This window comes from Streptomyces sp. NPDC021115, assembly GCF_044333065.1.
Taxonomy (GTDB): Bacteria; Actinomycetota; Actinomycetes; order Streptomycetales; family Streptomycetaceae; genus Streptomyces.
In genome coordinates this window covers 642,986-669,762 of record NZ_JBIRQF010000003.1, presented here as the reverse complement: position 1 = coordinate 669,762, position 26,777 = coordinate 642,986, and the positions used below count along the sequence as shown (strand labels likewise).

Genomic DNA, 26,777 nt, shown 5'->3' with positions numbered 1-26,777 from the left:
ACCAGCAATGGGATGGACGCATGACAGCCCCGGATGAGCGCCGGACGATCTCGATACCGGCGAGTGACGAGGCAACGGGCCTCGCCACGGCCACCACGGCGCCCCGCCCCTCCACGTACCGCACGGAGGGCTCACCGCACGCCTGGTGGCGCGACGCGGTGATCTACCAGATCTATCTGCGCAGCTTCCTCGACAGCACCGGGGACGGCATCGGCGACCTCGCCGGGGCCCGGCTGGGGCTGCCGTACCTCAAGAAGCTGGGCGTGGACGGGATCTGGCTCAGCCCGTTCTATCCGTCGCCGCAGCACGACCACGGGTACGACGTCGCCGACTACCTCGACGTCGACCCCATCTTCGGCGATCTGGAGGAGTTCGACCGGCTGGTGCACGACGCCCACCGGCTCGGGCTGAAGGTCCTCATGGACATCGTCCCCAACCACTGCTCCAGCGAACACGCCTGGTTCCAGGCCGCCCTGGCCGAGGGGCCCGGCGGACCGTCCCGGGCCCGCTTCCACTTCGCCGACGGCCGCGGCGAGGGCGGCGAACTGCCGCCCAACAACTGGCACGCCATGTTCGGCGGACCGGCCTGGAGCCGGGTCACCGAGCCCGACGGCACCCCCGGTCAGTGGTACCTCCATCTGTTCACCCCCGAGCAGCCCGACCTCAACTGGCGCGAGCCGTCGGTCGGCGAGCACTTCCACGAGGTGCTGCGCTTCTGGCTCGACCGGGGCGTCGACGGATTCCGCATCGATGTGGCGGCGGGCCTGTTCAAACACCCCGACCTGCCCGACTCCGACGACCCCACCATCGACGAGCGCACCCGTGACTCCGTCAACCCGCTGGCCTGGAACCAGCCGGAGATCCACGAGGAGTGGCGCCGCTGGCGCGCCATCTGCGACGAGTACGCGGCCCGCGACGGCAACGACCGGCTGCTGGTCGGCGAGGTCTCCGTGCCGACGCCGCTGGAGCAGGCCAAGTACGTGCGGTCCGACGAACTCCACCAGGCGTTCTTCTTCCACCTGCTGACCGCGCCCTGGAACCCGGACGTCTTCCGCAAGGTGATCAGCGAGGCGATGCGGGACATCGCCGACACCGGCTCCACCGTCACCTGGGTCCTCAACAACCACGACCAGGTCCGCACGGTGACCCGGTACGCGGGTGAGCCCGCGACGGGCGAGGTGGCGTGCCTCGGCCCGGCCCGGGCCCGCGCCGCCGCCCTGCTGATGCTTGCCCTGCCCGGCGCCGCGTACGTCTACCAGGGTGAGGAGCTGGGCCTGCCGGAGGTGGTCGACCTGCCGGACGAGGTGCTGACCGACCCCATCTTCCACCGCACGGGCAGCCGTCAGCACATCCGCGACGGCTGCCGGGTGCCGCTGCCGTGGTCGGGGCACGCCTCGCCGTTCGGCTTCACCACCGGCGAGGCGGTGGCCCAGCCGTGGCTGCCGCAGCCCGAGTGGTTCGCCGAACACGCCACCGACCGGGCCCTGGCCGACACCGACTCGTTCTGGCACCTGTACCGCGAGGGGCTGTATCTGCGGCGCAGCCTCCCGCAGATGGGCGAGGGCCCGCTGGTGTGGCTGGAGTCGCCGCCCGAGGTGCTGGCGTTCATGCGCGGCGACGGGCTGGTGTGCGCGATCAACTTCAGCGACCACCCGGTCCCGGCCCCGGTCACCGGTGCGCCCATTCTGGCCAGCGCCTCGTGCCCGCCCGGGACGCTGCCTGGCAGCGCCGCCGCCTGGTGGATCAGCGATCCGACCGGCTGACACCGGCAGATCCCCGAGGCCCGGACCGGCCGTCGCGCACGCCGCTGACGACCGGTCCGGGCGTAGGTCGGGCCGCTTGGGCAGTTTCGGGCGCGGGCGTACGTCAGCCGAGCGCGGCCGCCATCCGCCGGACCGCCTCGGCGAGCAGTTCCGGCGAGGTGGCCAGGTTGAGCCGGACATGGCCCGCCCCGCCCGTACCGAACGGCAGCCCGGAGTTGAGGGCCACCCGGCCGCGGTCGAGGAAGACGGCGGCCGGATCGTCCCCCAGGCCCAGCTCACGGCAGTCGAGCCAGGCGAGGAACGTCGCCGGGCCCGGCCGGTAGCGGACCCCGGGCAGTTCCCGGGCCAAGAGTCCGGCGAGCAGCCTCCGGTTGCCGTCGAGCCCCTTGAGGAGCGCGTCCAGCCAGTCCCGGCCCTCGCGCAGCGCGGCGGTGTGGGCGATGACGCCGACGTGGCTGGGGCCGTGGCCGACCTCTTCGGGAAGGCGCGCCAGATCCTCGGCGGCGGCGGGACCGGCGACGGCCAGCGCGGCCTTGAGCCCGGCGAGGTTCCACCCCTTGGAAGCCGACATCAGCGAGAGCCCGCTCTCCGCGCCGGGCACGCTCAGATACGGGGTGAAGTCCGTCCCCGGGGCCACCACGGGGGCGTGGATCTCGTCGGCCACGACCCGTACGCCATGGCGGTCGGCGAGCGCGGCGACGGCGGCCAGCTCCCCGGCGGTGTGCACGGTCCCGGTCGGATTGTGCGGGCTGCACAGCAGATACGCGGCCCGGCGGCCGCCCGCGACGGCGCGCCGGAACGCGTCCTCCAGCGCGTCGAGGTCGAGCCGCAGGTCCGCGCCGAGCGGCGCCTCCACGACCCGGCGGTCCAGGTGCTCCACGAAGGGGTAGAAGGGCGGATAGACCGGACAGTTGACCACCACCGGGTCGCCCGGGCCGCTGACCAGCTTCAGCGCCTCGACCACGCCCAGCATCACATCGGGCACGATCGCCGTGCGCTCAACGGCGAGCCCGTCCCAGCCCCAGCGCTCCCTGGCGAAGCCCGCCAGCGCCTCGGCGTACGCCGTACCGGCCGGATAGCCGGTGTCGCCGAGGGCGATGGCGTCCGTGACCGCCCGCACGACGGGTCCGGCGAGCGGGACGTCCATCTCGGCCACCCACAGCGGCAGCACGTCGTCCGGGTAGGTGCGCCACTTCATACTGGTCCGGAGCCGCAGTTGGTCGAGAGAGAGCCGGTTCAGCGGGTTGGGGTCGTCTTCGGCCGGGCCGTGCGGAATGAGATCCATGTCATCCATGGTCCCCACGTCGCCCGTGTTGTCCATGTGGCGTACGTGGCCCGAGCTGTGACGACGGACCAATTCCGGCCTCCAGGTCATGGCCGGGCGGTCATCGAGAGGTTGACGGGATGCGGCAAGATGGCAGGTCACGTCAAGGCGGTGTGTACGTGCCTCGACGTCATCAGCACATCCTCCGCACGAACAGGTGACCAGGTGAGCAGCAGACACGACTCCGGGCCGGCGACGACGCGGCCCGCCGCCCCGAGGGCGGCGGCCGCAACGTCCGGGGGTGAGCGGTGAACCGGGAACTCACGCTGCACGACGTCATCGTCGTCACCGCCGCGCTGGTAGCCGCCGCGGCGGCCGGTCTGCTGCTGCGGATGGGGCTGCGCTGGCTGGGCGAGCGGGCGCGCGAGACGCGGTGGAGCGGGGACGACATCATCGTCGCCACCCTGCGCACCCTGTCCCCTTGGGCGGCCATGGCGGTCGGCGTGTCGTCCGCGGCCGCGGCGCTGCCGCTGACCCGCACGATCGGTCACACCGTCAATCAGGTGGTCATCGCGGCGCTGATCCTGGCCACCACGGTCACGGCGGCGCGCGTGGTCGCCGGTCTGGTGCAGACGCTGGCGCTGTCCCGGTCCGGGGTGGCGGGCACGGCCACCATCTTCGTCAACATCACCCGTATCGCGGTGCTGATGATGGGCGTGCTGATCCTGCTCCAGACCCTGGGCATCTCGATCGCGCCGCTGCTGACCGCGCTGGGCGTGGGCGGTCTGGCGGTCGCGCTGGCCCTCCAGGACACCCTGGCCAACCTGTTCGCGGGCGTGCACATCCTGGCGTCCAAGACGGTGCAGCCCGGTCACTACATCCGGCTCAGCAGCGGGGAGGAGGGGTACGTCGTGGACATCAACTGGCGTAACACCACGATCCGTCAGCTGTCCGACAACCTCGTGATCATCCCCAACGCCAAGCTGGCGGGCACCATCACCACCAACTACCACCAGCCGGGCCAGGAGATGTCGGTGATGGTGCAGGTGCGGGTCGGCTACCGGAGTGACCTCGAACATGTGGAGCGGGTGACGACCGAGGTGGGCGCGAAGGTGATGGCCGATGTCTCGGGCGGCGTGGTCGATTTCGAGCCGAGTATCCGCTTTCACACCTTCGGCGAGTCCGGCATCGACTTCTCGGTGTTCCTGGGGGCGCTGGAGTTCAGCGACCAGTATCTGATCAAGCACGAGTTCATGAAGCGGCTGCACCGGCGCTACCAGGCCGAGGGCATCGAGATCCCGCTGCCGATGCGTACGGTCGTCCTCCACCAGCCCGGCCAGTCCGGTCAGCCGGGGCAGCCGGGGCAGGTGCCGCTGCCCGCCCAGCGCATCGGCGAGGCGGACCTGATCCCGGGCTCCCTGGCCCCGGACTCCTTCACTCCGGACAAGGGGACGGTCACGAGCCCGGGGAGCACCGCCTAGCCGCGGCGCTCGGCCTGCTCCTGGTCCGCCCTGGGACGGGTGCGCCGGGCATGCCATGCTGGCGCGGTGCCGTACCAGCTCGCGACACCCGAACCCGTCACCCCCGACGCCCCCGTAGGGATACGGAAACCCCTGCTCACGCAGGCGTGGCTGGACCTCGCCTTCCTCCACTGGGCCATGGACCCGTCCGAGGTGGCGGGGCTGCTCCCGGCCGGGACCGTGCCGGACACGTTCGACGGTGCCACCTATGTCGGTCTGGTGGCGTTCCGGATGCACCGGGTGGGCTGGCTGCGGCTGCCGGGGATCCCGTACCTCGGCACGTTCCCGGAGACCAATGTGCGGCTGTACACGGTGGACGCGCACGGGCGGCGCGGGGTGGCGTTCCGCTCACTGGACGCCTCCCGGCTGCTGCCGGTGGTCATGGGGCGGGCCGCCTTCCGGCTGCCCTACGTGTGGTCGAAGATGGCCGTACGCGCCGACGGCGACACCCTCACCTACACCAGCTCGCGGCGGTGGCCGGGGCCGCGCGGGGCGCGCTGCCGGATCACCCTGCGGCCCGGGGAACGCGTCGGGGAACCGACGGATCTCGAGCACTTCATCACCGCCCGGTGGGGCATGCACAACGCCTTCTTCGGCGGGGTGGCGTATCTGCCGAACCATCACCCCCGGTGGCCGCTGCACCGGGCGCGGCTCGTCTCCTGCGAGGAGGACATCATCGCCGCGGCCGGGCTGCCCGCCCCGGCCGGGGAGCCGGTCAGCGTGCTGTACTCGCCGGGCGTCCCGGTCCGGCTCGGCCGCCCGGCCCGTCCGGCGGGCATCCCCACGCCCTAGGCGGTGTCCGGTGGCCGCAGCGAGCTGGCGCGCACGACGAGGGTGGGGGACAGCGTGATGCGGCGCGGGCGCCGCTCCACGGGCGCCCGCAGCGACTCCAGCAGCAGCCGCGCCGACCGCTCCCCCAGCGGATGGGCGGGCTGGGCGACCACCGAGATGGACGGCGTCATGTACGGCGCCCAGGGGGCGTCGTCGAAGGAGACGAAGCCGACGTCGGAGCCCACGCGCAGGCCCCGTTCGGCGAGCGCGGCCAGCGTGCCGAGCGCCATCGGGGCGTTGGCGACGAAGAACGCGTCGGGCGGATCGGCCCGGTCCAGCAGCTCCCGGGCGGCGAGCATCGCACCGTCCTGCCGGAAGTCGGCGTGGGCGACGATCTCCGTCAGGCCGTGCCGCTCCCTCAGGGCGGCGCGATAGCCGCGCAGCCGGGCCCGTGCGGTGTCGGCGGACGCCGGGCCGGTGACACAGGCCGGGCGCGACCAGCCCTGCTCGATGAGGTGGCGGGTGGCGTCCCGGGCGCCCGCGAAGGACGGCACCACGACGGCGTCGGTCTGCTCGCGCAGCGCACGGTCGATCACGACGACCGGGATCCGGCTCTGGCGCAGCCGTGAGATGTCGGTGTCCCGGCCCTGCGGGGACAGCACCACCCCGGCCACCCGGGCCTGCTCGGCCACGGCGAGGTGGCGGCGCTCCTTCTCGGGGTCCTCGTCGGTGTTGCAGAGCAGGACCGTATAGCCCTCCGCCTCGGCGGCGTCGGTGACACCGCGCGCGACCGCGGTGAAGAACGGGTTGCCGATGTCGGGGATGAGCAGCGCGATGACCTTGGTGGTGCGGGTGCGCAGGCTCCGGGCGATCCCGTTCGGCCGGTAGCCCACCGCGTCGGCGGCCCGCATCACCCGCTCGACGATCTCCGGCGCGATGGACGGATTGCCGTTGAGGGCCCGGGATACGGAGGCCGGGGAGACCCCCGCCGCCTCGGCAACGGTTTTGATCGTCGGCGTTGGTGTCACCTCACCCACGGTAGCCACCTCGCGCGGCGGCGTCGGCACCGGTGGCGGACCCTTGCCCGAGAAATCGATTTCTGAGAGCCTGCGGGCACCCGCGGCCGCCGTCGCGGGTGCCCATCGATGACGCAGGGAATGGAGTGGCGCCATGCCGTACACCGTGCCGGTCAGCACGCCGAGGCCGACCGTCGAGCCCGCCACGGTCTGGCTGGTGGCCAGCGGCGATCTGCGCCCCTCCGCCAATGCCGCGGGGTGGCCGGTCCAGGAGGCGATGGAAGCCGCGCTGGGCGATGCCTTCGGGAAGCTCGGCTGGACGGTGCGCCGGGCGCACGAGGTGGATCCGGTCAAGGGCCATGGCTTCATCGACAGCCAGCGCATGGGGCTGACCGTCTTCCGGTCGATCCCCTCCGACGCGCCGCTGGTGGTCGCCGAGGCGGTGTGGCAGTACAGCCACCATGTGCTGGCCGGGCTGCGCACCCACCGCGGGCCCATCCTGACCGTGGCCAACTTCGACGGGACGTGGCCGGGCCTGGTGGGGCTGCTCGGGGTGAACGCGGGCCTGACCAAGATGGGCAAGGAGTACTCCACGCTGTGGAGCGTGGACTTCACCGACGACTGGTTCCTGGAGGGGCTGAGGAGCTGGGTGGACACCGGCACCGTTCCCCAGGACGCCTCGCACGTAAGGCCGTTGCCGCCGCTCGCCGCCACGCCCGAGCGCGAGCTGGGCCACGCGGTCGCCGACCAGCTGATGGCGGACAAGGCCATCATCGGGGTCTTCGACGAAGGCTGCATGGGCATGTACAACGCCATCATCGACGACGAACTCCTCAACCCCCTCGGCATCTACAAGGAGCGGCTGTCGCAGAGCGCGCTGTTCGCCGAGATGTCCACGGTGCCGGAGGCGGAGACCACCGCGGTGCGCGACTGGCTCACCGGGCGCGGCATGCGCTTCGAGACCGGTAAGGACGAGGCCACCGAGCTGACCGACGAGCAGCTGCGCCAGCAGTTCGCGATGTACATCGCCGCGCTGCGCATCAGCGACGACTTCGGGCTCGACGCGGTCGGCATCCAGTACCAGCAGGGCCTGAAGGACCTGGTGGCCGCGTCCGACCTCGCCGAGGGGCTGCTGAACAACGCCGAGCGTCCCCCCGTACGCAGCCGCGACGGCGCCCGGGTGCTGTGGGAGGACCGGCCGCTCCCCCACTTCAACGAGGTGGACGAGGGCGTGGCGGTGGACGCGCTGCTCAGCAATCGCCTCTGGACGGCGATGGGCCTCGACCCGGCCACCACCCTGCACGACGTCCGCTGGGGCGAGGCGTACGACGGCCGGTTCGTCTGGGTCTTCGAGATCTCCGGCTCCGTCCCCGCCTCCCATCTCGCCGGGGGCTATGCCGAGGCCGTGTCGCTGCGGCAGAACCCGGTGTACTTCCCGGCCGGTGGCGGCACCCTGTCCGGGGTGTCCCGGCCCGGTGAGATCGTCTGGTCCCGGCTGTACATCGCCGAGGGCGCGCTGCATCTGGACATCGGGCGCGGCCGGGCGGTGGAGCTGCCCGAGGAGGAGACGCGGCGGCGGCGCCAGGCCACCAACCCGGAGTGGCCGATCATGCACGCGGTCCTCGACGGGGTGAGCCGCGACCAGTTCATGGCCCGCCACAAGGCCAACCACATCCAGGTGGTGTACGCGCCCGACGCCGCCACGGCCGACCGGGCGCTGGCCGCCAAGGCGGCGGCCTTCGACCGGCTGGGAGTGGCCGTGCACCTGTGCGGCGACGTGGCGATCGAGGCCGGCTGATGACGTCGCGGAGCGGGATGACGTCGCGGAGCACCGCGCAGCGGGCCGTGGTGGGCGTGGACATCGGGACCTCCAGCTCCAAGGGCGTGCTGGTGTCGACCGACGGCACGGTCCTCGCCCAGTCCGTCGTACGGCACTCCGTCGACCGGCCGCACCCGGGCTGGGTGGAGATGGATCCGCGGGTGTGGTGGCGGGAGTTCACCACCCTGGTGCGGGATCTGCTCGGGTCCGCCGAGGTGACCGTGGAGGCGGTCGGCGTCAGCGGGATGGGGCCGTGTGTCGCGGTCACGGACGACGCCGGTGTGCCGCTGCGCCCAGCCCTGCTGTACGGGATCGACACCCGCGCCACCGACGAGATCCGCCAACTGGAGGACGAACTGGGCCGCGAGGAGATCCTGCGCCGCTGCGGTTCGGTGCTCTCCACGCAGGCCGTCGGCCCGAAGCTCGCCTGGCTCGCGCGGCACGAGCCCGGTGTCTTCGCCCGCGCCCGGCGGCTGTTCATGCCCAGCTCATGGCTGGTGCACGGGCTCACCGGGGAGTACGTGCTGGACCACCACTCGGCCAGCCAGTGCACCCCGCTGTACGACACCGGCGCCCTCGACTGGTACCGCCCCTGGTCGGACGGGCTGGCCGGGCGGATCGAACTGCCCCGGCTCGCCTGGTCCGGGGAGGTGGCGGGCCGGGTGTCGCCGGAGGCGGCGGAGGCCACGGGCCTGACGGCGGGCACCCCGGTGACGGTCGGCACCATCGACGCCTGGGCGGAGGCGGTCAGCGGCGACGCGCACAACGCCGGTGATCTGATGCTGATGTACGGCTCGACCATGTTCCTGATCAACACGGTCGAGGAGCGGGTCACCTTCCCCGCCCTGTGGGGCACCGTCGGGGCGCTCCCCGGCACCCGCAACCTGGCCGGTGGCATGGCGTCCTCGGGGGCCATCACCGACTGGCTGCGCTCGCTGTTCGGGGACCCGTCCGTCCCCGAACTGCTGGCCGAGGCGGAGACCTCGGGCCCGGGGGCGCGGGGGCTGCTGATGCTGCCGTACTTCGACGGGGAACGCACCCCGATCGCCGACCCCGCGGCCCGCGGCGTCCTCGCGGGCCTCACCCTCGCGCACACCCGCGGCGACCTCTACCGCGCCGCGCTGGAGGCCACCGGTTTCGGCGTCCGCCACAACGTGGAGGCGATCCGCGCCGCCGGTGGCCGCATCGACCGGGTGGTGGCCGTGGGCGGTGGCGCCCAGGGACATCTGTGGACGCAGATCGTCTCCGACATCACCGGGCTGACCCAGGACGTCCCCACCCACACCATCGGCGCGAGCCTCGGTTCGGCGTTCCTCGCCGCGTCGGCCGTCGGCGACGCCGACATCGCCCGGTGGAATCCGCCCGCCGTCCAGGTGCGCCCCGACCCGGCCGCCACGGCACTCTACGACGAGCTGTACGCGCGCTACCGCGAGCTGTACCCGGCGACCGCGGACCTCGTCCACGGCCTCGCCACGGGCTGACTCACCCGGCCGCCCCGGCCTCGCTCAACGCGCTCACCGGGGCGGTTCCCCGGTGGGGCGGGGTTCGGGTCCTGGGGCGGGGTCGGGAGCGTTCTCCCCGGCCCAGATGCCGCGGACGTGGCCGAGGTGGCGGCGCATCAGGGCCTCCGCGCCGTCCGCGTCGCCCGCCTCGATGAGGTCGAGCAGTTCGGCGTGTTCGTGGGAGGAGTCGAACAGGGCGCTGCCCTCGGTCAGCGTGCGCAGTCCGTAGAGCCGGGAGCTGGTGCGCAGGGTGCGCACGGTCTCCACCAGCCTGCGGTTCCCGGCCTGTTCCAGCAGGGTGAGGTGGAACTCCATGTCGATGGTGACATGGGCGATGAAGTCGCGGCGGTGCGCGGCGTCCTCGATGCCCGCCGCCAGTGGCCGCAGCCGCGCGATGACGTCGGGGGCGACGCCCGCCTCGGTGATCTGCCGGATCACCGGGATCTCGATGAGCGCGCGCAGATGCGTGATGTCGTCCAGTTCGGCCGCGGAGAGCTGGGTGACCCGGAAGCCCTTGTTGCGGGCGATCTCGACCAGCCCCTCCTTGGTGAGGTCGAGCATGGCCTCGCGTACCGGCGTCGGGGACACTCCGAAGTGTTCGGCCAGGCTCGGGGCGGAGTACACGACGCCGGGCTTCAGTTCGCCGGAGATCACCGCGCCGCGGAGGGTTTCGGCGATCTCCTCGCGGAGGCTGCGGCGGCCGCGGAGCGAGGGCAGGCGCGTGGTGGCCCCGTCGTCCACGGTCATGCGGTGGCCTCCTTCATCCGTCGCGCTCACCGGACTCGGTGGCCTCATGGACGCCACCGGCGATCACGAGATCTTCCCATGCCATTCCCACGCTCTTGAACAGCCGGGGGCGTCCGCTGTCCACGGCCGAGCCGCGTACGAGGTCGGCGAGGGGCAGCAGCTGGGCGGGGTCGAGCAGACCGCGGTCGATGACCTGGATCAGGTCGCCCGCCTCGCGGGTGGCGGCGGCACGGGACTCGACGACCACGGTGGCGTGGCGGACGGTGTGGTCGTCGACCTCCCTGGCGTCGGGTTCATGCGATCCCACGGCCAGCACGGTGGCGTGCGGGGGCAGCAGGGTCCCGTCGAACAGCGGGTCCCGGGCCGTGGTGCAGCAGGCGATCAGATCGGCGTCCGCGACCGCGTCCGGCTCCCCTGCCGTGAGGCGGACCCCGGCGGTTTCCGGGAAGCCCTCGGCCAGTCGGCGGGCCCGCTCCGGGGTACGGCCGACGACGGTGACCTCGGTGAGCGGGCGGATCGCGCGGAGCGCGGCCAGATGGCTGTGGGCCTGCGGGCCGCCGCCGAAGAGCACCAGCCGGGAGGCGTCGGGCGGGGCGAGCAGGTCGGCGGCCGCGGCGGACACCGCGGCGGTACGGAGGTTGGTGAGCGCGACCCCGTCCAGCAGGGCGAGCGGGGTGAGGGTTTCGCCGTCCAGCAGCAGATACTGCCCCTGGATGCGCGGCAGTCCGCGCGCCGGGTTGTCCGGCGCGACGGTGGCGATCTTGACGCCCGCGTAGGCGCGGCCCCGGGGGCCACGGCCCTCGGCGGGCATCAGCAGCAGCTGCCCGTGGTCCACCGGCACCACGCTGCGGGGCGAGTCGGCCTCGGGGTCGAGCCCGTCCCGCAGCGCCTGCTGGAGGGCGCGGATCGCGGTGTGCGGGGACAGGGCGGCGGCGACCGCAGCCGCGTCGATGGTCTTCATGGGCGGCACTGTCATGGGCGGCTCTTCACAGCTCGAAGCCTTCGGGGAACGGGTCGTCGGGGTCGCGCAGATACTGGGCGGTGCCGGTGATCCAGGCGCGCCCGGTGACGGTGGGCACCACCGCGGGCAGCCCGCCGACCGTGGTCTCCTCGACCAGGCGGCCGGTGAAGTGGGTGCCAATGAACGATTCGTTGCGGAAGTCGGTGTGCAGCGGCAGCAGTCCGCGGGTGTGCAGCTGGGCCATGCGGGCGCTGGTGCCGGTGCCGCAGGGCGAGCGGTCGAACATGCCCGGGTGGATGACCATGGCGTGCCGGGAGTGTTCCGCGTTCGATCCGGGGGCGGCCAGATACACATGGTGGCAGCCGCCGATCTCGGGGTTGCCGGGGTGGACCGGGCGGGCCTGCTCGTTGATGGCGGCCATGAGGGTCAGCCCGGCCTCCATGACTCGGTGCTTGTGGGCCAGGTCGAAGGGGATGCCGAGGGCGTCGAGGTCGACGATGGCGTAGAAGTTGCCGCCGAAGGCCATGTCGTAGCCGACGTCGCCGTAAGCGCCGGTCTTCACGGTGCGGTCCAGCGCGAGGGTGAACGAGGGCACGTTGCGCAGCGTCACCCCGCGCGCCGCGCCCCGCTCGACGGCCACGTCCACCACGACCAGCCCTGCGGGGGTGTCGAGCCGGATGGTGGTGACGGGCTCCTCGACCGTCACCATGCCGGTTTCCACCAGGACGGTGGCGACGCCGATGGTGCCGTGTCCGCACATCGGCAGACAGCCGGAGGTCTCGATGAAGAGCACGCCCCAGTCGGCGTCGGGGCGGGTCGGCGGCTGGAGGATCGCCCCGCTCATCGCCGAGTGTCCGCGCGGTTCGTTCATGAGGAACCGGCGGATGTGGTCGAGGTGTTCCATGAAGTACCGGCGCCGGTCGAACATGGTGGCGCCCGGAATCACCCCGGCGCCACCGGTGATGACGCGGGTCGGCATCCCCTCGGTGTGCGAGTCCACGGCGTGGAAGGCCCGGTCGCTGCGCATGGGTTCAGCCGAGCCCTTCCGCGAGGGCCTTCTCGGTGGCGTTGCGCACCGTGGCGGCGTGTTCGGGGGTGAGCGGTACGCGCGGATGGCGGCAGGGTCCGCCGTAGCGCCCGGCGATGTCCATGCTGAGTTTGATGGCCTGCACGAACTCGGTCCTGGCGTCCCAGCGCAGCAGCGGGTGCAGGGTGCGGTAGAGCGGCAGCGCGGCCTTGAGGTCGCCCGCTGTGGCGGCCCGCCACAGCTCTGCGCAGGCGCGCGGGAAGGCGTTGGGGTACCCGGCGATCCAGCCGGGGGACCCGGCAACGGCCAGCTCCAGGGCCACGTCGTCGCTGCCGCACAGCACATCGAGCCCGGGGGCCAGCTCATGGATGCGGTAGCCGCGGCGGACATCGCCGGTGAACTCCTTCACCGCCACGATCAGCCCCTCGTGGTACAGCTCCGCCAGCAGCTCGGGCACCAGGTCGACCTTGGTGTCGATGGGGTTGTTGTACGCCACGACGGGCAGCCCGGCCCTGGCCACCTCCCGGTAGTGGGCCAGCACGGCGCGCTCGTCGGCGCGGTAGGCGTTGGGCGGCAGCAGCATCACGGCGGGGGCGCCCGCCTCGGCCGCCTGCTCGGCCCAGCGCCGCGCCTCGTCCGCGCCGTACGCCGCCACTCCGGGCATCACGGTGAAGCCCTCGGGGGCGGCCTCGGCCGCGGTGGTGACGACACGGGCCCGCTCCTCGGCGGTGAGGGTCTGGTACTCGCCCAGGGAGCCGTTGGGGACGGCGCCGTGACAGCCCGCCTCCGCGAGCCAGGTGAGGTGTTCGGCGTAACCGTCGAAGTCGACCGCGAGCCGTCCGGAGGTGTCCTCGCGCAGCGGCAGCGCCGTCGCGACGAGCACCCCGTGCCATGACTTGGCCTGTGCGTTCATGCGCCCTCCTCGTCGTGGTGCGGCATGGTTCCGCGCCCGGAATTCCTCAAGCGTCCGAGCGGCACCGGCTGGGCGATCGGCCTGCTCGCCAGCCCGCGCAGATCCTCCTCGGTGACCTCGCGCCCGGCGTGGGCGGCGGTCAGGACGGCGGTGGCGTAGCCGCATACCCGGCCCTGGCACAGGCCCATGCCGGGGCGTGCGCACAGCTTCACCGACCGTGGGTCGGTGGCGCCCAGGTCCTTCGCCACGTGGCGGATGGTCCCGGCGGTCACCTCCTCGCAGCGGCAGACGACGGTGTCCTCGGTCAGCCAATCCCGCCAGCCGGGCCGGACCGGGTACGCCGCGTGCAGCGCGGCGGCGAAGCCGCGCCGGGTGGCCCGGAGCCGCAGCAGCCGGGCGAGGCGGCGCGCGTCGGGGCGGGCGCCGGTGGTGGCGTACGCGGCGTGCAGCCCGGCCAACTCGCCCTCCAAACAGGCGAGTTGCGCACCGCCGACACCGCATGCCTCGCCCGCCACATAGACACCGGGCACGGTGGAGCGCTGCCGGGTGTCCACGCGGGCGGTCAGGCTGCCGTCGGCGTCCCGGTGCATCGCGCAGCCGAGCTGGAGCGGGATCTCGGTCTGCGGGGTGAAGCCGTAGCCCACGGCCACCGTGTCGCACTCCAGCCGCCGCCGGGTGCCGGGCACGATCCGCCACCGGTCGTCCAGCCGCGCCACCACCGCCCCGGTGACGGTGTCCGTGCCGTCGGCCCCCACCACCGTGGTACGGGTGCGGTACGGGACCCGGTGGCGCCGCAGCGTCCGCAGGTAGTGGGCGCCCTCGGCGAGTTTGGCGGCGGCACGCAGCGTGGTGAGCGGGTGGCGGGCGAAGGCCGTGGGCCGCCCGGCCTCGAAGACGCCGAGGACCGTGGCGCCCGCCTCGGCCAGGCCCGCGGCCACCGGCAGCAGGAAGGGCCCGGTCCCGGCGACGACGATGCGCCGCCCCGCGACGACGCCGTGCCCCTTGAGCAGGGCCTGCACTCCACCCGCGGTGTAGACGCCGGGCAGAGTCCAGCCGGGGAAGGGCAGTTGGCGGTCGTAGGCGCCGGTCGCCACGACGACGGTACGGCTGCGGACTTCGCGGGACTCCCCGTCGCCGCCGTCGCTCAGGGCATGGATGACGAAACCGGCGGCGGTGCGCTCGATGTGCCAGACGGCGTGGCCGGGCAGATGGTCGAGCCGGGCACGGTGGGTGTGCGCGGCCGTGCGCAGCCGTTGGAAGAGAGGCCAGTCGTGGTGCGCGGCGCCGTCGTCGTCGGGGCGGTGGCGCCAGTACTGGCCGCCGGGGCGGGGGCTCGCGTCCAGCAGCGCGACCCGGGCGCCTTGGGCCGCGGCGGCGGTGGCCGCGGACAGCCCGGCGGGCCCGGCGCCGAGCACCGCGATGTCGTAAGGGAAACGGTCGTGCTCAGCAGGCGAGGTCGGCACGGCCCGCCCCCTCCTGGGTCTCCATGACATCCCCCGGCGCGGCCTCGACCAGGCACGCACGGCGGTTGGGGCGCCCGTTGACGGTCACCAGGCAGTCGAAGCACACGCCGATGCCGCAGAACATCCCGCGCGGACGGCCGCCTTCGCGGGTGCGCCGCCACGCGCGCTGCCCGTCGGCGATGAGCGCGGCCGCGACGCTCTGGCCGGGCTCGGCGTGAATCGTCCGGCCGTCGAAGCGGAAGGTGAACGGGGTGCGGTTCATGCGGCGGCCTCCTCGAATCGCTGCGGGCGAAACGGTGTGAGGGGCAGATCCGGTGACCGGCCGGTGAGCGCCTGGGCGAGCAGATGCCCGGTGGCGGGGGCCAGGCCGATCCCGGCGCCCTCGTGGCCGCAGGCGTGGACGAGGCCGGGGGCGCGGGGGTCGGGCCCGATCACCGGAAGGTGGTCGGGGCAGTAGGGGCGGAACCCCAGATAGCTGCGGAGCAGCGCGACGTCGGAGAGGAACGGGAAGAGGCCGATGGCCTGGTCCGCCAGCCTCCGCAGCACGGGCAGCGCCACGCTCCGGTCGAATCCCACGCGCTCGCGGCTGGCGCCGATCAGGACGGTGCCCGCCCGGGTGCCCTCGACCACCACCGAGGTCTCCAGTCCGGCGTCGTCGCTGGCCACGTTGGCCACGTACTCGGCGGTGTACACCTTGTGCCGTACGACACGCGGCAGCGGCTCGGTGACCAGGATGAACCCCTTGCGGGGTAACACCGGCACCGGCGCCCCCGCCAGGTCGGCGAGCTGACCTGCCCAGGTGCCCGCCGCGTTGACGACCCATCGGGCATGCAGGGCGGGCAGCGTGGCCGAGTCGGTGCGTACGCCGGTGACGGCACCGCTCCCGTCCCGGAGGAAGCCGGTCACGTTCACCCCGCTGTGGACGGTCGCGCCCCGGGCGCGCGCGTGGCGCAGCAGGTGTGCGGCGGCCAGCACGGGCTGCACCTGCGCGTCCTGCGGGTAGTGGGCGCCGCCCGCCACCTCGCGGGTCAGGTTCGGCTCCAGTGCGGGCAGTTCGTCCGGGCGGATGTCCACCGCCTCCACCCCGGCCGCACGCTGCCGCGCGGTGAGCCGCCGCAGCCCCGCCGCGGTGGCGTCAGAACCGGCCACCACCACGCCGCCCTTGGCGTGGTATTCGACGGCGTCGGCCCCGATGTCGTCCCGGATCTCCCGCCACAACCGGGAGGACAGCAGCGCCAGATCCAGTTCGGGTCCGGTCTCCTTGTCGGACACCAGGATGTTCCCCTCGCATGCGCTCGTGGTGCCGGCGCCGATCGCGCCGCGCTCGACCACGGTGACGCGCAGCCCCGCTGACGTGCAGTAATACGCGCAGGCCGCGCCGATGACGCCCGCCCCGACGACGAGCACATCCGAGGGGCGGGGAATGCCGGGTCGGGAACGCGTACCGGTCATGTCGGTAGCATGTCATATTGCACTGCCTCTGGCCAGTGCATGGCAACGTTTTATGGCTAGAATTCGCCACCACGGCACGTATCAAGGGAGGAGTGCACGTGGCTACGGGGGGATGGCAGCCGCCGAACAATCCTGGGCAGGGAGGCGGTCCGTGGGGACCGCCGCCGCAGAATCCGTATTACGGTCCGCCACCGCAGAACCCCTACGGTCCGCCGCCGCCCGCCCCGTACGGCAGACCTCCGCAGCGCCCCGGCCCGTATCCGCCGGCCCCGGTGCGCCGTCGCCGGTGGTGGCTGTTCTCGCCGCTCATCCCGCTGGTCCGTTCGGCGAACCGGGTGGCGAAGCGGCTGTTCGACAAGGAGGGCGGCGGGCGGGTCCGCGACCAGCTCGTCGAACGCGTCCAGCTCGCCCGCTCCGTCCTCGGCGTACTCGCGACCGTGGCACTCGTCTACGTGTACGGGGCGGACGGCGGCTGGAGCGGTGCGGCGACCGACGGTGCCGCCAATCTCTTCCTGACTCCGTTCCTGCTCCTCCTCGCCGGACCGTTGGTCGTGTTCGGCTTCATCCTCTATGCGCCCTCACACCGGCGCCCGGAACTGCGCTCCCGGCTGGGCGGCCCGCTCAAGACGGTGGGCTGGTATGTGCTGACGCTGGGGGCCTTCGGTGCCTTCGCCTATGTGGTGGGCCAGACGACCCTGCTGCACGGGCTGCACGGCGTGACGCTGTTCGCGGTCGGCCTGCCGCTGATGGTGGGTCTGCCATGGGCGCTGGTGTTCTTGTTCCTGGCCTCCGCGTACGTCGCGCGCAGCGCCTTCAACACCGCCTATGTGCACGCCGCGCTGCCGCCCGTGCTCACCGGGGTGCTGGTGTGGCTGATCGCGATCTTCACCGTGCTGCCGGACGGGCTGCCCGACAACGGGCCCCTGGCCGCCCAGTTGTGCGCCGTGTTCGGCGGCCCGCTGTCGGTGACCGCCCTGTCGCTGTGGGAGTTGCGGCGGCTGCGTACGCACCACGGCGTGACCATCCGCGGCTGAGTCACCACCACACCTCAGACCGGCTCCGGCGGCCACACCCCCGGGGCCAGCACGTCGAGCACATACGCACGCGCCACCAGCTCCGCGCGGTTGCCGACGCCCCAGCGCCGGGAGAGCCGGGTGAGGTGGTAGTTGACGCCGTCCCCGGTGAGGCCGGTCTGCCGGGCCATCTGCGCGGTGGTGTGGCCGCCCGCGGCGAGCGCCAGGATCCGGGCCTCCAGGGGCCCGACCCGCTCCGGTTCGCCGGGCGCGTCGTCCGCCGCCCCGGCCGCCGGCGGCCGGGGTTCCTCACCGAGCACCCGCAGCAGCACCAGCAGCCACAGCGGGGAGTCGGTGTCGCTCACGGTGTCGGCGGTCAGTTCGCCGTACCGCCGCGTCCCGTCCGGCGACTGCCACCGCACCTCGATCGGATAACGGGAGCGATGGCCGAGCCGGACCGCCTCCACGATGCGGTACACCTGATCGGCCGCGCTGGGGTGGAACAGCTCCAGCACATTGCGCCCGGCCAGCTGCCCGGGGGTGGCGCCCCACTCGGCGGCCATCGCCGGGTTGGCCATCAGAACCTCGCCGTCCGTGCGGCACAGCGCGCACGGCACCGGGACCCGGTCGAAGAGCAGCAGCGAGCGGTTGCGCCAGACGACCCAGTCCTCGCCGCCGAGGATCCTCCGCGCCTCCTCCGGCACCTCGTGCTCGTCCATGCCGGGCCGCCCTCCCCTTCCTGCCGCTTCCTGACATCACGGACCGCTTGACATCACGGACCGTGGGTGCGCAAGTCCGTCGCGCCGTCCGGCACTACAAAATCATGTAGTGCGGCGTGCGAGCGAGGTGATCCACCGGGGCGAGGCTGGAGACATCCCCCGCATGGAAGGCATCGCATCGTCATGACCGAAACCCCCCTCCTTCCGGCCGACACCGCCGACGGCAGCCGCGCCGACGGCGTCCCGCTCGTCGACATCTCGCAGCAGACGAACAACACGCCGATCCAGCAGGCCATGGAGCTGACGCGGCGCCACGGCCCGGTGCTGCGGCGGCGGCTGCACGGCACCGAGATGCTGTTCGTCAGCGACCCCGACCTGGTGGCGGAGCTCTGCGACGACGAGCGGTTCGCCAAGTACGTCAACCAGTCGCTGGAGAACGTCCGGGAGTTCACCCACGACGGGCTGTTCACCGCGTACAACGACGAGCCGAACTGGGCGAAGGCGCACGACATCCTGATGCCCGCCTTCGCGCTCGGCTCGATGCGCACGTACCACCCGGTGATGCTCCAGGTGGCGCGGCGGGTGATCGACGCCTGGGACGGCCGCGCGGCGAGCGGCGAGCCGGTCGCGGTGACCGACGACATGACGCGGATGACGCTGGACACCATCGGTCTCGCCGGCTTCGGCTACGACTTCGGCTCGTTCGACCGCGATGAGCCGCATCCGTTCGTCCAGGCCATGGTGCGCTGCCTGGAGTGGAGCATGCGCAAGGTGGCGCGCCGCCCGGACGTGGACTACAGCGAGCAGGACGAGGCGTTCCGCGCCGACACCGCGTACCTGACGTCCGTCGTCGACGAGGTGATCCAGGCCCGGGTCGCCGCGGGCGAGACGGGCACGGACGATCTGCTGGGGCTGATGCTCGGCGCCACCCATCCGTCCGACGGCACCCCGCTGGACCACGCCAATATCCGGGACCAGGTGATCACCTTCCTGATCGCGGGTCATGAGACCACCTCGGGCGCGCTGTCCTTCGCCCTGCACTACCTCGCCAAGAACCCGGGTGAACTGCGCCGGGTGCAGCGGGAGGCGGACGCGCTGTTCGGCGCCGACGCGGACCCGGAGCCGACGTTCGAGCAGGTGGGGCTGTTGCGCTACACCCGCCAGGTGCTGAACGAGGCGCTGCGGCTGTGGCCGACCGCGGCCGCCTTCTCCCGGCAGGCGCGCGAGGACACGATGCTCGGCGGGCGGGTGCCGATGCGGGCCGGACAGCCCGCCATCGTGCTCACCCCGATGCTGCACCGCGCCGCGGTGTGGGGCGACAACCCGGAGCTGTTCGACCCCTCGCGCTTCGACCCGGAGGCCGAGGCGGCGCGTCCCGTGCATGCGTACAAGCCCTTCGGCACCGGTGAACGGGCCTGCATCGGGCGGCAGTTCGCGCTGCACGAGGCCACCATGCTGCTCGCGATGCTGGTGCACCGCTACCGGCTGATCGACCACGCGGACTACCGGCTGCACATCAAGGAGTCCCTCACCCTCAAGCCCGAGGGCCTGACCCTGCGGCTCGTCCGCCGCACCGCGCGGGAGCGGGCGGTGGGGGCGGCCGCCGCGGTGGCCGCCGAGAGCGCGCCCGCCCGGGACGCCTCGCTGCCCACCCGGGTCCGCCAGAACACCGGTGCGCTGCTGCTGTACGGCACCAACTTCGGCACCTGCCGCTCCTTCGCCGAGGACCTGGCCGCCGATGCCGACCAGCTGGGCTGCGCCACCGAGGTCGCCCCGCTCGACACCTACGCGGGCGGGCTGCCCACCGACCGTCCGGTGATCATCACCGCCGCCTCCTACAACGGGCAGCCCACCGATGACGCCGCCGCCTTCCTGGCCTGGCTGGAGAAGGCCGGTCCCGGCGCGGCGGACGGCGTGAGCTACGCGGTGCTCGGCGTCGGGGACCGCAACTGGGCCGCCACCTACCAGCGCGTGCCGACCCTGATCGACGAGCGGCTGGCCGCCCTCGGCGCCACCTCGCTGATCGACCGGGCAGCGGCCGACGCCTCGGGCGATCTCAGCGGCACCGTACGGGACTTCACCGAACGGCTGCGGACCGCGCTGCTGGAGCGCCATGGCGACCCGGCCACCGTGGGCGCGGCCCCGGCCGGGGACACCGCGAGCGACGGCCCGGCGTACACCGTCACCGAGGTCACCGGCGGGCCCCTGGACTCGCTGGCGAGGCAGCACGGCATGGTGGCGATGGAGGTCACCGAGACCGGCAGCCTGAGCGATCCGTCGTATCCGCGGGTCAAGCGGTTCGTGCGGCTGGCCCTGCCCGAGGGGATGACGTACCGCACCGCCGACCATCTCACCGTGCTCCCGGGACACGACCCGTCACTGGTGGCGCGCGCCACCGCGCTGCTCCACGCCGACCCGGAGACGGTGCTCAGCATCGTGCCCGCCCGCCCGGGCCGCCGCGGCGGGCTGGCGGTGGACCGGCCGGTCGCCGTACGGGAGCTGCTGACCCACCACGTGGAGCTGAACCACCGCCCCGACGCCGAGCAGCTGGCCCTGCTCGCCGAGCTGAACCCGTGCCCGCCGGAGAAGGCGGCGCTCGCCGCGCAGCCCCCCGGTGAGCGCACCCTGCTGGATCTGATCGAGGCCAATCCGGCGCTGCGCGAGACGCTGACCTGGCCGGTGCTGCTGGAGCTGCTGCCGCCGCTGCGGCCGCGCCACTACTCGGTCTCCTCCTCCCCCGCCGTCTCGCCGCGCCATGTCGATCTGATGGTGTCGCTGCTGCGCGACGAGGCGAGCGGTTTCCAGGGCACCGGCTCCGGCCATCTGAACGCGGTGCGGGCCGGGGACACCGTGCTCGCCCGGGTGCAGCCCTGCCGGGACGCGTTCCGCATCAGCCACGCGGACCGGCCGGTCATCATGGTGTCCGCCGGTACCGGACTCGCCCCGTTCCGCGGCACCATCGCCGACCGGCGGGCGCTCGTGGAGTCCGGCGCGCCACTCGCCCCGGCGCTGTGCTACTTCGGCTGCGACGCGCCGGACGCGGACTATCTGCACGCCGATGAGCTGCGGGCCGCCGAGGCCGCGGGCGCGGTGTCCATGCGCCCGGCGTTCAGCCAGGCCCCGGTCGGTGGCCACCGCTTCGTCCAGCACCGCATCGCCGCCGACGCCGAGGAGATCTGGCGACTGCTGGCGGAGGGCGCCGCGGTGTACGTGTGCGGCGACGGCGCCCGGATGGCGCCCGGTGTGCGGGACGCCTTCCGGTCGGTGTACGTGGCGCACACCCCCGGCGCGGACGACGCGGCGGCGCAGCGCTGGCTGGACGCCCTGATGGCCGAGGGCCGATTCGTGGAGGACGTCTACGCCGGGTGACGTACGGCGTTCAGTCGCCGCCGGGGCGGGCGCGCACATGCATGCGCTCGCCCTGGGCGCCGAAGAGGCTGAGGAATTCGACGGGCTGTGCGCTCGCGCTGGCGAAGCCATGGGGCGTACGGGTGTCGAACTCGGCGGCCTCGCCCCCGGTGAGGATCAGATCGTGCTCGCCGAGGGCGAGGTGCAGCTTGCCGGAGAGGACGTACAGCCACTCGTACCCCTCGTGCACCGCCTGCGAGGGCCGTGCGTCCGCGCCCGTCTTCCGGCCGGGCAGGATCTGCTTGTACGCGTGCAGCCCGCCGAGATAGCGGGTCAGCGGCACGAAGGTCTGCCCATGCCTGCTGAAGGGGCGCGGATAGATCCGGGGGTCGCCGGTGGGCGGCGCGCCGACCAGCTCGTCCAGCTGGACACCATGGGCCTTGGCCAGGGGCAACAGCAGTTCCAGGGTGGGCTTGCGCTGCCCCGACTCCAGCCGCGAGAGGGTGGAGAGCGAGATCCCGGTGATCTCGCTCAGCTGGGCCAGGGTGGCTCCGCGCTCCCGCCGCAGTGCCCGCAAGCGGGGGCCGACGGCGTTCAGCACCTCGGGAATGTCCTCGTCTGCCATGGCCCCCATTTGCCGGTGCGGCAAGAAGTTTTGTCAAGCGCTGTTCGATCAACCGGCGCTCACCGGGTGCTCACCAGGTCACGGGCAGCTCATGGGCCCCGTAGATGACCATGTCGCTGCGCATCCGCACCTCCTCCGGCGCCACCGCGAGCGCGAGGTCCGGGAACCGGCCGAGCAGTCCGCGGTAACCCGCCGCCAGCTCGATCCGGGCCAGGTTCGCGCCGAGGCACTGGTGGATGCCGTAGCCGAACGCGAGGTGGCTGCTGCGGGGGCGGCCGACGTCGAGCGTATGGGGCTCGTCCACCAGTGCGGGGTCCCGGTTCGCTGCCGGGACCGAGACCGCCACGCTCTGGCCCGCCGTGACCGTGACGCCGCCGATCTCGATGTCTTCCAGCGCGATCCTGACCGGGAAGGCGTTGACGATGCTCAGGTAGCGCAGCAGCTCCTCGACCGCGCCGGGCACCAGGTCGTCGTCCTCGCGCAGCCGCCGCATCTGCTCGGGATTCTGGAGCAGGACGAAGGTGCCGAGGCTGAGCATGTTGGTGGTGGTCTCGTGGCCCGCGATCAGCAGCAGGGCCGCCATGTTGGTGATCTCGACGTCGGACAGCTCGCCGACGGAGGTGAGGTACGAGATCAGGTCGCTCTGGGGAGCGCGGCGCTTTGCGGCGGTCAGCTCGCCGAGGAAGCCGGTGATCGTCCGCATCCCCTGGTCGAACTGGCCGCCCGACTGGTCCTGGACCAGGATCTGCGCGCTGGCCCGCTGAAAGGTCTCGCGCTCCGCGTAGGGCACGCCGAGCATTTCGCAGATCACCAGCGAGGGGACCGGCAGCGCGAAGTGTTCCACCAGGTCGGCGGGTTTCCCCGCGCCCTGAAGGGCGTCGAGGCAGTCGGTGACGATGCCGTCGATCCGGGGTTCGAGGGCGCGCATCCGCCGTACGGTGAAGTAGCGGGTGAGTAACCCGCGATAGTGACTGTGTTCGGGGGCGTCCATGCCCAGGAACGACCCCGGCCCATTGCCGCGGTTCTCCCGGACGGTCTGCGGGACGGGCCGCACCGTGTCGTCGCCGCGCCACCGCTCGGCGCTGAAGCGCGGGTCCCGCAGCACCTCCCGGGCCTCGTTGTATCCGGTGACCAGCCATCCCGTACTGCCGCCGACGAACCGGAGCGGGCTGACGGCGGGGCCGGTGATCAGTGCGGGCGCGGGGTCGACGTAGTTGGCGCGCTGACGGGGGTACGGCGGGGCATGGTGGGGCGCGGACGACGGGGCACTCACGATGGTCCTCCTCGGCAGAGCAGCCTGTGGACTCTTCCGGGGAACGCCGTTCGGTCCCCCGGGCACCATGCCCGAGGTGCGAACTGGATCACAAGGGTGCCGTCCGGCGTGCTGGGCAGCAGTAGTGTCGCGGGCACGCTTGCGCCCGTACCGGGCAGCAGGACGGGCAGTAGGAAGGGATGGGTCATGTTCCGGAAGGTGCTGGTCGCCAACCGCGGAGAGATCGCCATTCGGGCGTTCCGCGCCGGCTATGAGCTGGGGGCGAGAACCGTCGCGGTGTTCCCCCATGAGGACCGCAACTCGCTGCACCGGCTCAAGGCCGATGAGGCGTACGAGATCGGCGAGCCGGGCCATCCGGTGCGGGCCTATCTGTCCGTCGAGGAGATCGTCGCCGCGGCGCGGCGGGCCGGAGCCGACGCGGTGTACCCCGGGTACGGCTTCCTGTCCGAGAACCCCGACCTCGCGCGGGCGTGCGAGGAGGCGGGGATCACCTTCGTCGGCCCGAGCGCGGAGACGCTGGAGCTGACCGGCAACAAGGCGCGGGCGGTGGCCGCGGCCCGGGCGGCGGGGGTGCCGGTGCTCGGCTCGTCGGAGCCCTCCTCGGATGTGGACGAGCTGGTGGCGGCGGCGGAGGAGCTGGGCTTCCCGGTGTTCGTCAAGGCCGTCGCGGGCGGTGGCGGGCGCGGGATGCGGCGCGTCGAGGAGCCGCGGCTGCTGCGCGAGTCGATCGAGGCGGCGGCCCGCGAGGCCGAGTCGGCGTTCGGCGATCCGACGGTCTTCCTGGAGAAGGCGGTCGTCGAGCCCCGCCACATCGAAGTGCAGATCCTCGCCGATGCCGAGGGCAATGTCATGCACCTGTTCGAGCGGGACTGTTCGCTCCAGCGTCGCCACCAGAAGGTCATCGAGCTGGCGCCCGCGCCCCACCTCGACCCGGAGCTGCGGGAACGTATCTGCGGGGACGCGGTGAAGTTCGCCCGGCAGATCGGCTACCGCAACGCGGGCACCGTGGAATTCCTGCTGGACCGCGACGGCAACCACGTCTTCATCGAGATGAACCCGCGGATCCAGGTCGAGCACACGGTGACCGAGGAGATCACCGATGTCGACCTCGTCCAGTCGCAGATGCGGATCGCGGGCGGGGAGACCCTGGGCGACCTCGGCCTCTCCCAGGACACCGTCTATCTGCGCGGTGCGGCGCTGCAGTGCCGGATCACCACCGAGGACCCGGCCAATGGCTTCCGCCCCGACATCGGCATGATCAGCGCCTATCGCTCACCGGGCGGCTCGGGCATCCGCCTCGACGGCGGTACCACCCACGCCGGTGCCGAGATCAGCGCGCACTTCGATTCGATGCTGGTGAAGCTGACCTGCCGGGGCCGCGACTTCGGTCACGCCATCGGGCGGGCCCGGCGCGCGGTGGCGGAGTTCCGTATCCGCGGGGTGTCCACCAACGTTCCGTTCCTCCAGGCCGTGCTGGACGATCCGGACTTCCAGGCCGGACGGATCACCACCTCGTTCATCGAGCAGCGGCCGCATCTGCTGACCGCGCGGCACTCCGCCGACCGCGGCACCAAGCTGCTCACGTATCTCGCCGACGTCACCGTCAACAAGCCGCACGGCCCGCGGCCCCAGCTGATCGACGCGGCCGGGAAGCTGCCGCTGGTGCCGGACGGGACACCGCCCGCCGGGTCGAAGCAGACCCTCACCGAGCTGGGCCCTGAGGGCTTCGCGCGGTGGCTGCGCGAGTCGCCGCGGATCGGGATCACCGACACCACCTTCCGGGACGCCCACCAGTCGCTCCTGGCCACCCGCGTCCGCACCAAGGACCTCCTCGCCGTGGCCCCGGCGGTGGCGCACACCGTGCCGGAGCTGCTGTCGCTGGAGTGCTGGGGCGGCGCGACCTACGACGTGGCGCTGCGGTTCCTCGCCGAGGACCCCTGGGAGCGGCTGGCCGCGCTGCGCGAGGCGGTGCCCAACATCTGTCTCCAGATGCTGCTGCGCGGCCGCAACACCGTCGGATACACCCCGTACCCGACCGAGGTGACGGACGCCTTCGTCCACGAGGCCACCGCCACCGGCATCGACATCTTCCGCATCTTCGACGCGCTCAACGACATCGGGCAGATGCGGCCCGCCATCGAGGCGGTACGGGACACCGGCACCGCGGTCGCCGAGGTGGCGCTGTGCTACACCAGCGATCTGTCCGATCCGTCGGAGAAGCTGTACACCCTCGACTACTACCTGCGGCTCGCCGAGCAGATCGTGGACGCGGGCGCGCACGTACTGGCCATCAAGGACATGGCGGGGCTGCTGCGCGCCCCGGCCGCCGCGAAGCTGGTGTCCGCGCTGCGCCGGGAGTTCGACCTGCCGGTGCACATCCACACCCATGACACCGCGGGCGGACAGCTCGCCACCTATCTGGCCGCGATCCAGGCCGGTGCGGACGCGGTGGACGGGGCGGTGGCGTCCATGGCGGGCACCACCTCACAGCCCTCGCTGTCGGCGATCGTGGCCGCCACCGACCACTCCGAGCGGCCGACCGGCCTGGACTTGGAGGCCATCGGCGGTCTCGAGCCGTACTGGGAGAGCGTGCGCAAGATCTACGCGCCCTTCGAGGCGGGCCTCGCCTCGCCGACCGGGCGGGTGTACCACCACGAGATCCCCGGCGGCCAGCTGTCCAATCTGCGCACCCAGGCCATCGCGCTCGGCCTCGGCGACCGCTTCGAGGACATCGAGGCGATGTACGCCGCCGCCGACCGCATGCTCGGCCACCTGGTCAAGGTCACCCCGTCCTCGAAGGTCGTCGGTGACCTGGCGCTGCACCTGGTGGGCGCCGGTGTGTCGCCGGAGGAGTTCAAGGCCGAGCCCAACAAGTTCGACATCCCGGACTCGGTGATCGGCTTCCTGCGCGGCGAGCTGGGCAGCCCGCCCGGCGGCTGGCCCGAGCCCTTCCGCACCAAGGCGCTGGAGGGCCGCGCCGAGGCCAAGCCGACGACGGAGGAGCTGTCAGCGGACGACCGGCGGCAGCTCGCCGACGACCGCCGCCGGACCCTGAACCGGCTGCTGTTCCCCGGTCCGACGAAGGAGTTCGAGACCCACCGGGAAACCTTCGGCGACACCAGCGTGCTGGACAGCAAGGACTTCTTCTACGGCATCCGCCCGGGGAAGGAGTACGCGGTGGACCTGGAGCCCGGCGTGCGGCTGCTCATCGAGCTGGAGGCCATCGGCGAGGCCGACGAGCGCGGCATGCGTACGGTGATGTCCACCCTGAACGGCCAGCTGCGCCCGATCCAGGTCCGGGACACCTCGGCGGCCTCCGACATCCCGGCCACCGAGAAGGCCGACAAGGGCAACCCGGGCCATGTGGCCGCGCCGTTCGCCGGGGTGGTGACGCTGACCGTCACCGAGGGCGACCAGGTCGAGGCGGGCGCCACCGTGGCCACCATCGAGGCGATGAAGATGGAGGCCACCATCGCGGCGCCGAAGGCGGGCCGGGTCTCCCGGGTGGCCATCAACGCCATCCAGCAGGTGGAGGGCGGTGACCTGCTGGTCGACCTCGGCTGAGCCAGTGAGGCACTGAG

20 protein-coding genes are annotated in these 26,777 nt (G+C 72.6%); 8 read left to right on the top strand and 12 right to left on the bottom strand.

The window, feature by feature from the left end:
- Nucleotides 1–20 precede the first annotated feature (20 nt).
- Complete coding sequence (locus ACH4TL_RS12990) at nt 21–1,763, top strand: glycoside hydrolase family 13 protein (protein ID WP_398317882.1); 1,743 nt, start codon at nt 21–23, stop codon at nt 1,761–1,763.
- 103 nt (nt 1,764–1,866) lie between these two features.
- On the opposite strand, the gene ACH4TL_RS12985 is transcribed toward ACH4TL_RS12990, so the two are convergent.
- A complete protein-coding gene (locus ACH4TL_RS12985; RefSeq protein ID WP_398317885.1) occupies nt 1,867–3,048 on the bottom strand; it encodes a MalY/PatB family protein in 1,182 nt (393 codons plus the stop codon).
- A gap of 287 nt (nt 3,049–3,335) precedes the next feature.
- Between ACH4TL_RS12985 and ACH4TL_RS12980 the strand changes: the two genes are divergently transcribed.
- Both ACH4TL_RS12980 and ACH4TL_RS12975 read left to right on the top strand, forming a co-directional pair.
- Nucleotides 3,336–4,508: a mechanosensitive ion channel family protein gene (locus ACH4TL_RS12980; RefSeq protein WP_398317888.1), complete on the top strand. Its 1,173-nt coding sequence runs from the start codon at nt 3,336–3,338 to the stop codon at nt 4,506–4,508.
- A 66-nt stretch (nt 4,509–4,574) separates the two neighbouring features.
- The gene (locus ACH4TL_RS12975; RefSeq protein WP_398317891.1) at nt 4,575–5,339 is read left to right on the top strand and encodes a YqjF family protein; all 765 of its coding nucleotides are present in this window, start codon (nt 4,575–4,577) and stop codon (nt 5,337–5,339) included.
- Here the strand turns inward: ACH4TL_RS12975 and ACH4TL_RS12970 are convergent.
- Nucleotides 5,336–6,346, bottom strand: coding sequence for a LacI family DNA-binding transcriptional regulator (locus ACH4TL_RS12970; protein WP_398317894.1), 1,011 nt, complete (start codon nt 6,344–6,346; stop codon nt 5,336–5,338). The two genes, ACH4TL_RS12975 and ACH4TL_RS12970, sit on opposite strands and share 4 nt — an antisense overlap.
- Nucleotides 6,347–6,488: 142 nt before the next feature.
- Here ACH4TL_RS12970 and ACH4TL_RS12965 point away from each other — a divergent pair, with 142 nt between their 5' ends.
- Entirely contained in the window at nt 6,489–8,132 is a 1,644-nt protein-coding gene (locus ACH4TL_RS12965; RefSeq protein WP_398317897.1) for a fucose isomerase, read from the top strand.
- Nucleotides 8,133–8,149: 17 nt separating this feature from the next.
- Entirely contained in the window at nt 8,150–9,634 is a 1,485-nt protein-coding gene (locus ACH4TL_RS12960; protein WP_398317900.1) for an FGGY-family carbohydrate kinase, read from the top strand.
- 33 nt (nt 9,635–9,667) lie between these two features.
- Here ACH4TL_RS12960 and ACH4TL_RS12955 read toward each other — a convergent pair whose 3' ends face one another.
- From ACH4TL_RS12955 to ACH4TL_RS12925, 7 genes are read right to left on the bottom strand one after another with little or no spacing between them, the layout of a single operon-like run.
- Nucleotides 9,668–10,402 (bottom strand): GntR family transcriptional regulator, encoded by a 735-nt coding sequence (locus tag ACH4TL_RS12955; RefSeq protein WP_398317903.1) that lies wholly within the window; start codon nt 10,400–10,402, stop codon nt 9,668–9,670.
- A 13-nt stretch (nt 10,403–10,415) separates the two neighbouring features.
- Nucleotides 10,416–11,378, bottom strand: a complete 963-nt coding sequence (locus tag ACH4TL_RS12950; RefSeq protein WP_398317906.1) for an ornithine cyclodeaminase family protein — start codon at nt 11,376–11,378, stop codon at nt 10,416–10,418.
- A 10-nt stretch (nt 11,379–11,388) separates the two neighbouring features.
- Nucleotides 11,389–12,390 carry a proline racemase family protein gene (locus tag ACH4TL_RS12945; protein WP_398317909.1) on the bottom strand — a complete coding sequence of 334 codons (1,002 nt, stop codon included), beginning with the start codon at nt 12,388–12,390 and terminating at the stop codon, nt 11,389–11,391.
- Between the two features lie 4 nt (nt 12,391–12,394).
- The gene (locus ACH4TL_RS12940) at nt 12,395–13,303 is read right to left on the bottom strand and encodes a dihydrodipicolinate synthase family protein (RefSeq protein ID WP_398317912.1); all 909 of its coding nucleotides are present in this window, start codon (nt 13,301–13,303) and stop codon (nt 12,395–12,397) included.
- Nucleotides 13,300–14,766: an FAD-dependent oxidoreductase gene (locus ACH4TL_RS12935; RefSeq protein WP_398317915.1), complete on the bottom strand. Its 1,467-nt coding sequence runs from the start codon at nt 14,764–14,766 to the stop codon at nt 13,300–13,302. The genes ACH4TL_RS12940 and ACH4TL_RS12935 overlap by 4 nt, the downstream gene beginning before the upstream one ends.
- Nucleotides 14,747–15,028, bottom strand: a complete 282-nt coding sequence (locus ACH4TL_RS12930; RefSeq protein WP_398317918.1) for a (2Fe-2S)-binding protein — start codon at nt 15,026–15,028, stop codon at nt 14,747–14,749. Before ACH4TL_RS12930 ends, ACH4TL_RS12935 begins: the two co-directional genes overlap by 20 nt.
- Nucleotides 15,025–16,218 carry an NAD(P)/FAD-dependent oxidoreductase gene (locus ACH4TL_RS12925; protein WP_398317921.1) on the bottom strand — a complete coding sequence of 398 codons (1,194 nt, stop codon included), beginning with the start codon at nt 16,216–16,218 and terminating at the stop codon, nt 15,025–15,027. The genes ACH4TL_RS12930 and ACH4TL_RS12925 overlap by 4 nt, the downstream gene beginning before the upstream one ends.
- 272 nt (nt 16,219–16,490) lie before the next feature.
- Here ACH4TL_RS12925 and ACH4TL_RS12920 point away from each other — a divergent pair, with 272 nt between their 5' ends.
- Complete coding sequence (locus ACH4TL_RS12920) at nt 16,491–17,252, top strand: hypothetical protein (protein WP_398317924.1); 762 nt, start codon at nt 16,491–16,493, stop codon at nt 17,250–17,252.
- 14 nt (nt 17,253–17,266) lie between these two features.
- On the opposite strand, the gene ACH4TL_RS12915 is transcribed toward ACH4TL_RS12920, so the two are convergent.
- On the bottom strand, nt 17,267–17,950 hold the full coding sequence (locus ACH4TL_RS12915; RefSeq protein WP_398317927.1) for a PAS domain S-box protein: 684 nt from the start codon (nt 17,948–17,950) through the stop codon (nt 17,267–17,269).
- Nucleotides 17,951–18,133: 183 nt separating this feature from the next.
- Here ACH4TL_RS12915 and ACH4TL_RS12910 point away from each other — a divergent pair, with 183 nt between their 5' ends.
- The gene (locus tag ACH4TL_RS12910; RefSeq protein WP_398317930.1) at nt 18,134–21,319 is read left to right on the top strand and encodes a cytochrome P450; all 3,186 of its coding nucleotides are present in this window, start codon (nt 18,134–18,136) and stop codon (nt 21,317–21,319) included.
- Between the two features lie 10 nt (nt 21,320–21,329).
- Here ACH4TL_RS12910 and ACH4TL_RS12905 read toward each other — a convergent pair whose 3' ends face one another.
- Both ACH4TL_RS12905 and ACH4TL_RS12900 read right to left on the bottom strand, forming a co-directional pair.
- A complete protein-coding gene (locus ACH4TL_RS12905; RefSeq protein ID WP_398317933.1) occupies nt 21,330–21,923 on the bottom strand; it encodes a helix-turn-helix domain-containing protein in 594 nt (197 codons plus the stop codon).
- Nucleotides 21,924–21,993: 70 nt separating this feature from the next.
- Nucleotides 21,994–23,196: a cytochrome P450 gene (locus ACH4TL_RS12900; RefSeq protein ID WP_398317936.1), complete on the bottom strand. Its 1,203-nt coding sequence runs from the start codon at nt 23,194–23,196 to the stop codon at nt 21,994–21,996.
- A gap of 186 nt (nt 23,197–23,382) precedes the next feature.
- Between ACH4TL_RS12900 and ACH4TL_RS12895 the strand changes: the two genes are divergently transcribed.
- Nucleotides 23,383–26,760, top strand: coding sequence for a pyruvate carboxylase (locus ACH4TL_RS12895; protein WP_398317938.1), 3,378 nt, complete (start codon nt 23,383–23,385; stop codon nt 26,758–26,760).
- The last annotated feature ends 17 nt before the right edge of the window (nt 26,761–26,777 follow it).

Bases quoted from the DNA above. Each gene is read 5' to 3' on its own strand.
- ACH4TL_RS12940 (WP_398317912.1), bottom strand. From the start codon at position 13,303: ATGAACGCACAGGCCAAGTCATGGCACGGGGTGCTCGTCGCGACGGCG.
- ACH4TL_RS12950 (WP_398317906.1), bottom strand. From the start codon at position 11,378: ATGACAGTGCCGCCCATGAAGACCATCGACGCGGCTGCGGTCGCCGCC.
- ACH4TL_RS12895 (WP_398317938.1), top strand. From the start codon at position 23,383: ATGTTCCGGAAGGTGCTGGTCGCCAACCGCGGAGAGATCGCCATTCGG.
- ACH4TL_RS12925 (WP_398317921.1), bottom strand. From the start codon at position 16,218: ATGACCGGTACGCGTTCCCGACCCGGCATTCCCCGCCCCTCGGATGTG.
- ACH4TL_RS12915 (WP_398317927.1), bottom strand. From the start codon at position 17,950: ATGGACGAGCACGAGGTGCCGGAGGAGGCGCGGAGGATCCTCGGCGGC.
- ACH4TL_RS12905 (WP_398317933.1), bottom strand. From the start codon at position 21,923: ATGGCAGACGAGGACATTCCCGAGGTGCTGAACGCCGTCGGCCCCCGC.
- ACH4TL_RS12930 (WP_398317918.1), bottom strand. From the start codon at position 15,028: ATGAACCGCACCCCGTTCACCTTCCGCTTCGACGGCCGGACGATTCAC.
- ACH4TL_RS12985 (WP_398317885.1), bottom strand. From the start codon at position 3,048: ATGGATCTCATTCCGCACGGCCCGGCCGAAGACGACCCCAACCCGCTG.
- ACH4TL_RS12990 (WP_398317882.1), top strand. From the start codon at position 21: ATGACAGCCCCGGATGAGCGCCGGACGATCTCGATACCGGCGAGTGAC.
- ACH4TL_RS12910 (WP_398317930.1), top strand. From the start codon at position 18,134: ATGACCGAAACCCCCCTCCTTCCGGCCGACACCGCCGACGGCAGCCGC.
- ACH4TL_RS12960 (WP_398317900.1), top strand. From the start codon at position 8,150: ATGACGTCGCGGAGCACCGCGCAGCGGGCCGTGGTGGGCGTGGACATC.
- ACH4TL_RS12955 (WP_398317903.1), bottom strand. From the start codon at position 10,402: ATGACCGTGGACGACGGGGCCACCACGCGCCTGCCCTCGCTCCGCGGC.
- ACH4TL_RS12945 (WP_398317909.1), bottom strand. From the start codon at position 12,390: ATGCGCAGCGACCGGGCCTTCCACGCCGTGGACTCGCACACCGAGGGG.
- ACH4TL_RS12965 (WP_398317897.1), top strand. From the start codon at position 6,489: ATGCCGTACACCGTGCCGGTCAGCACGCCGAGGCCGACCGTCGAGCCC.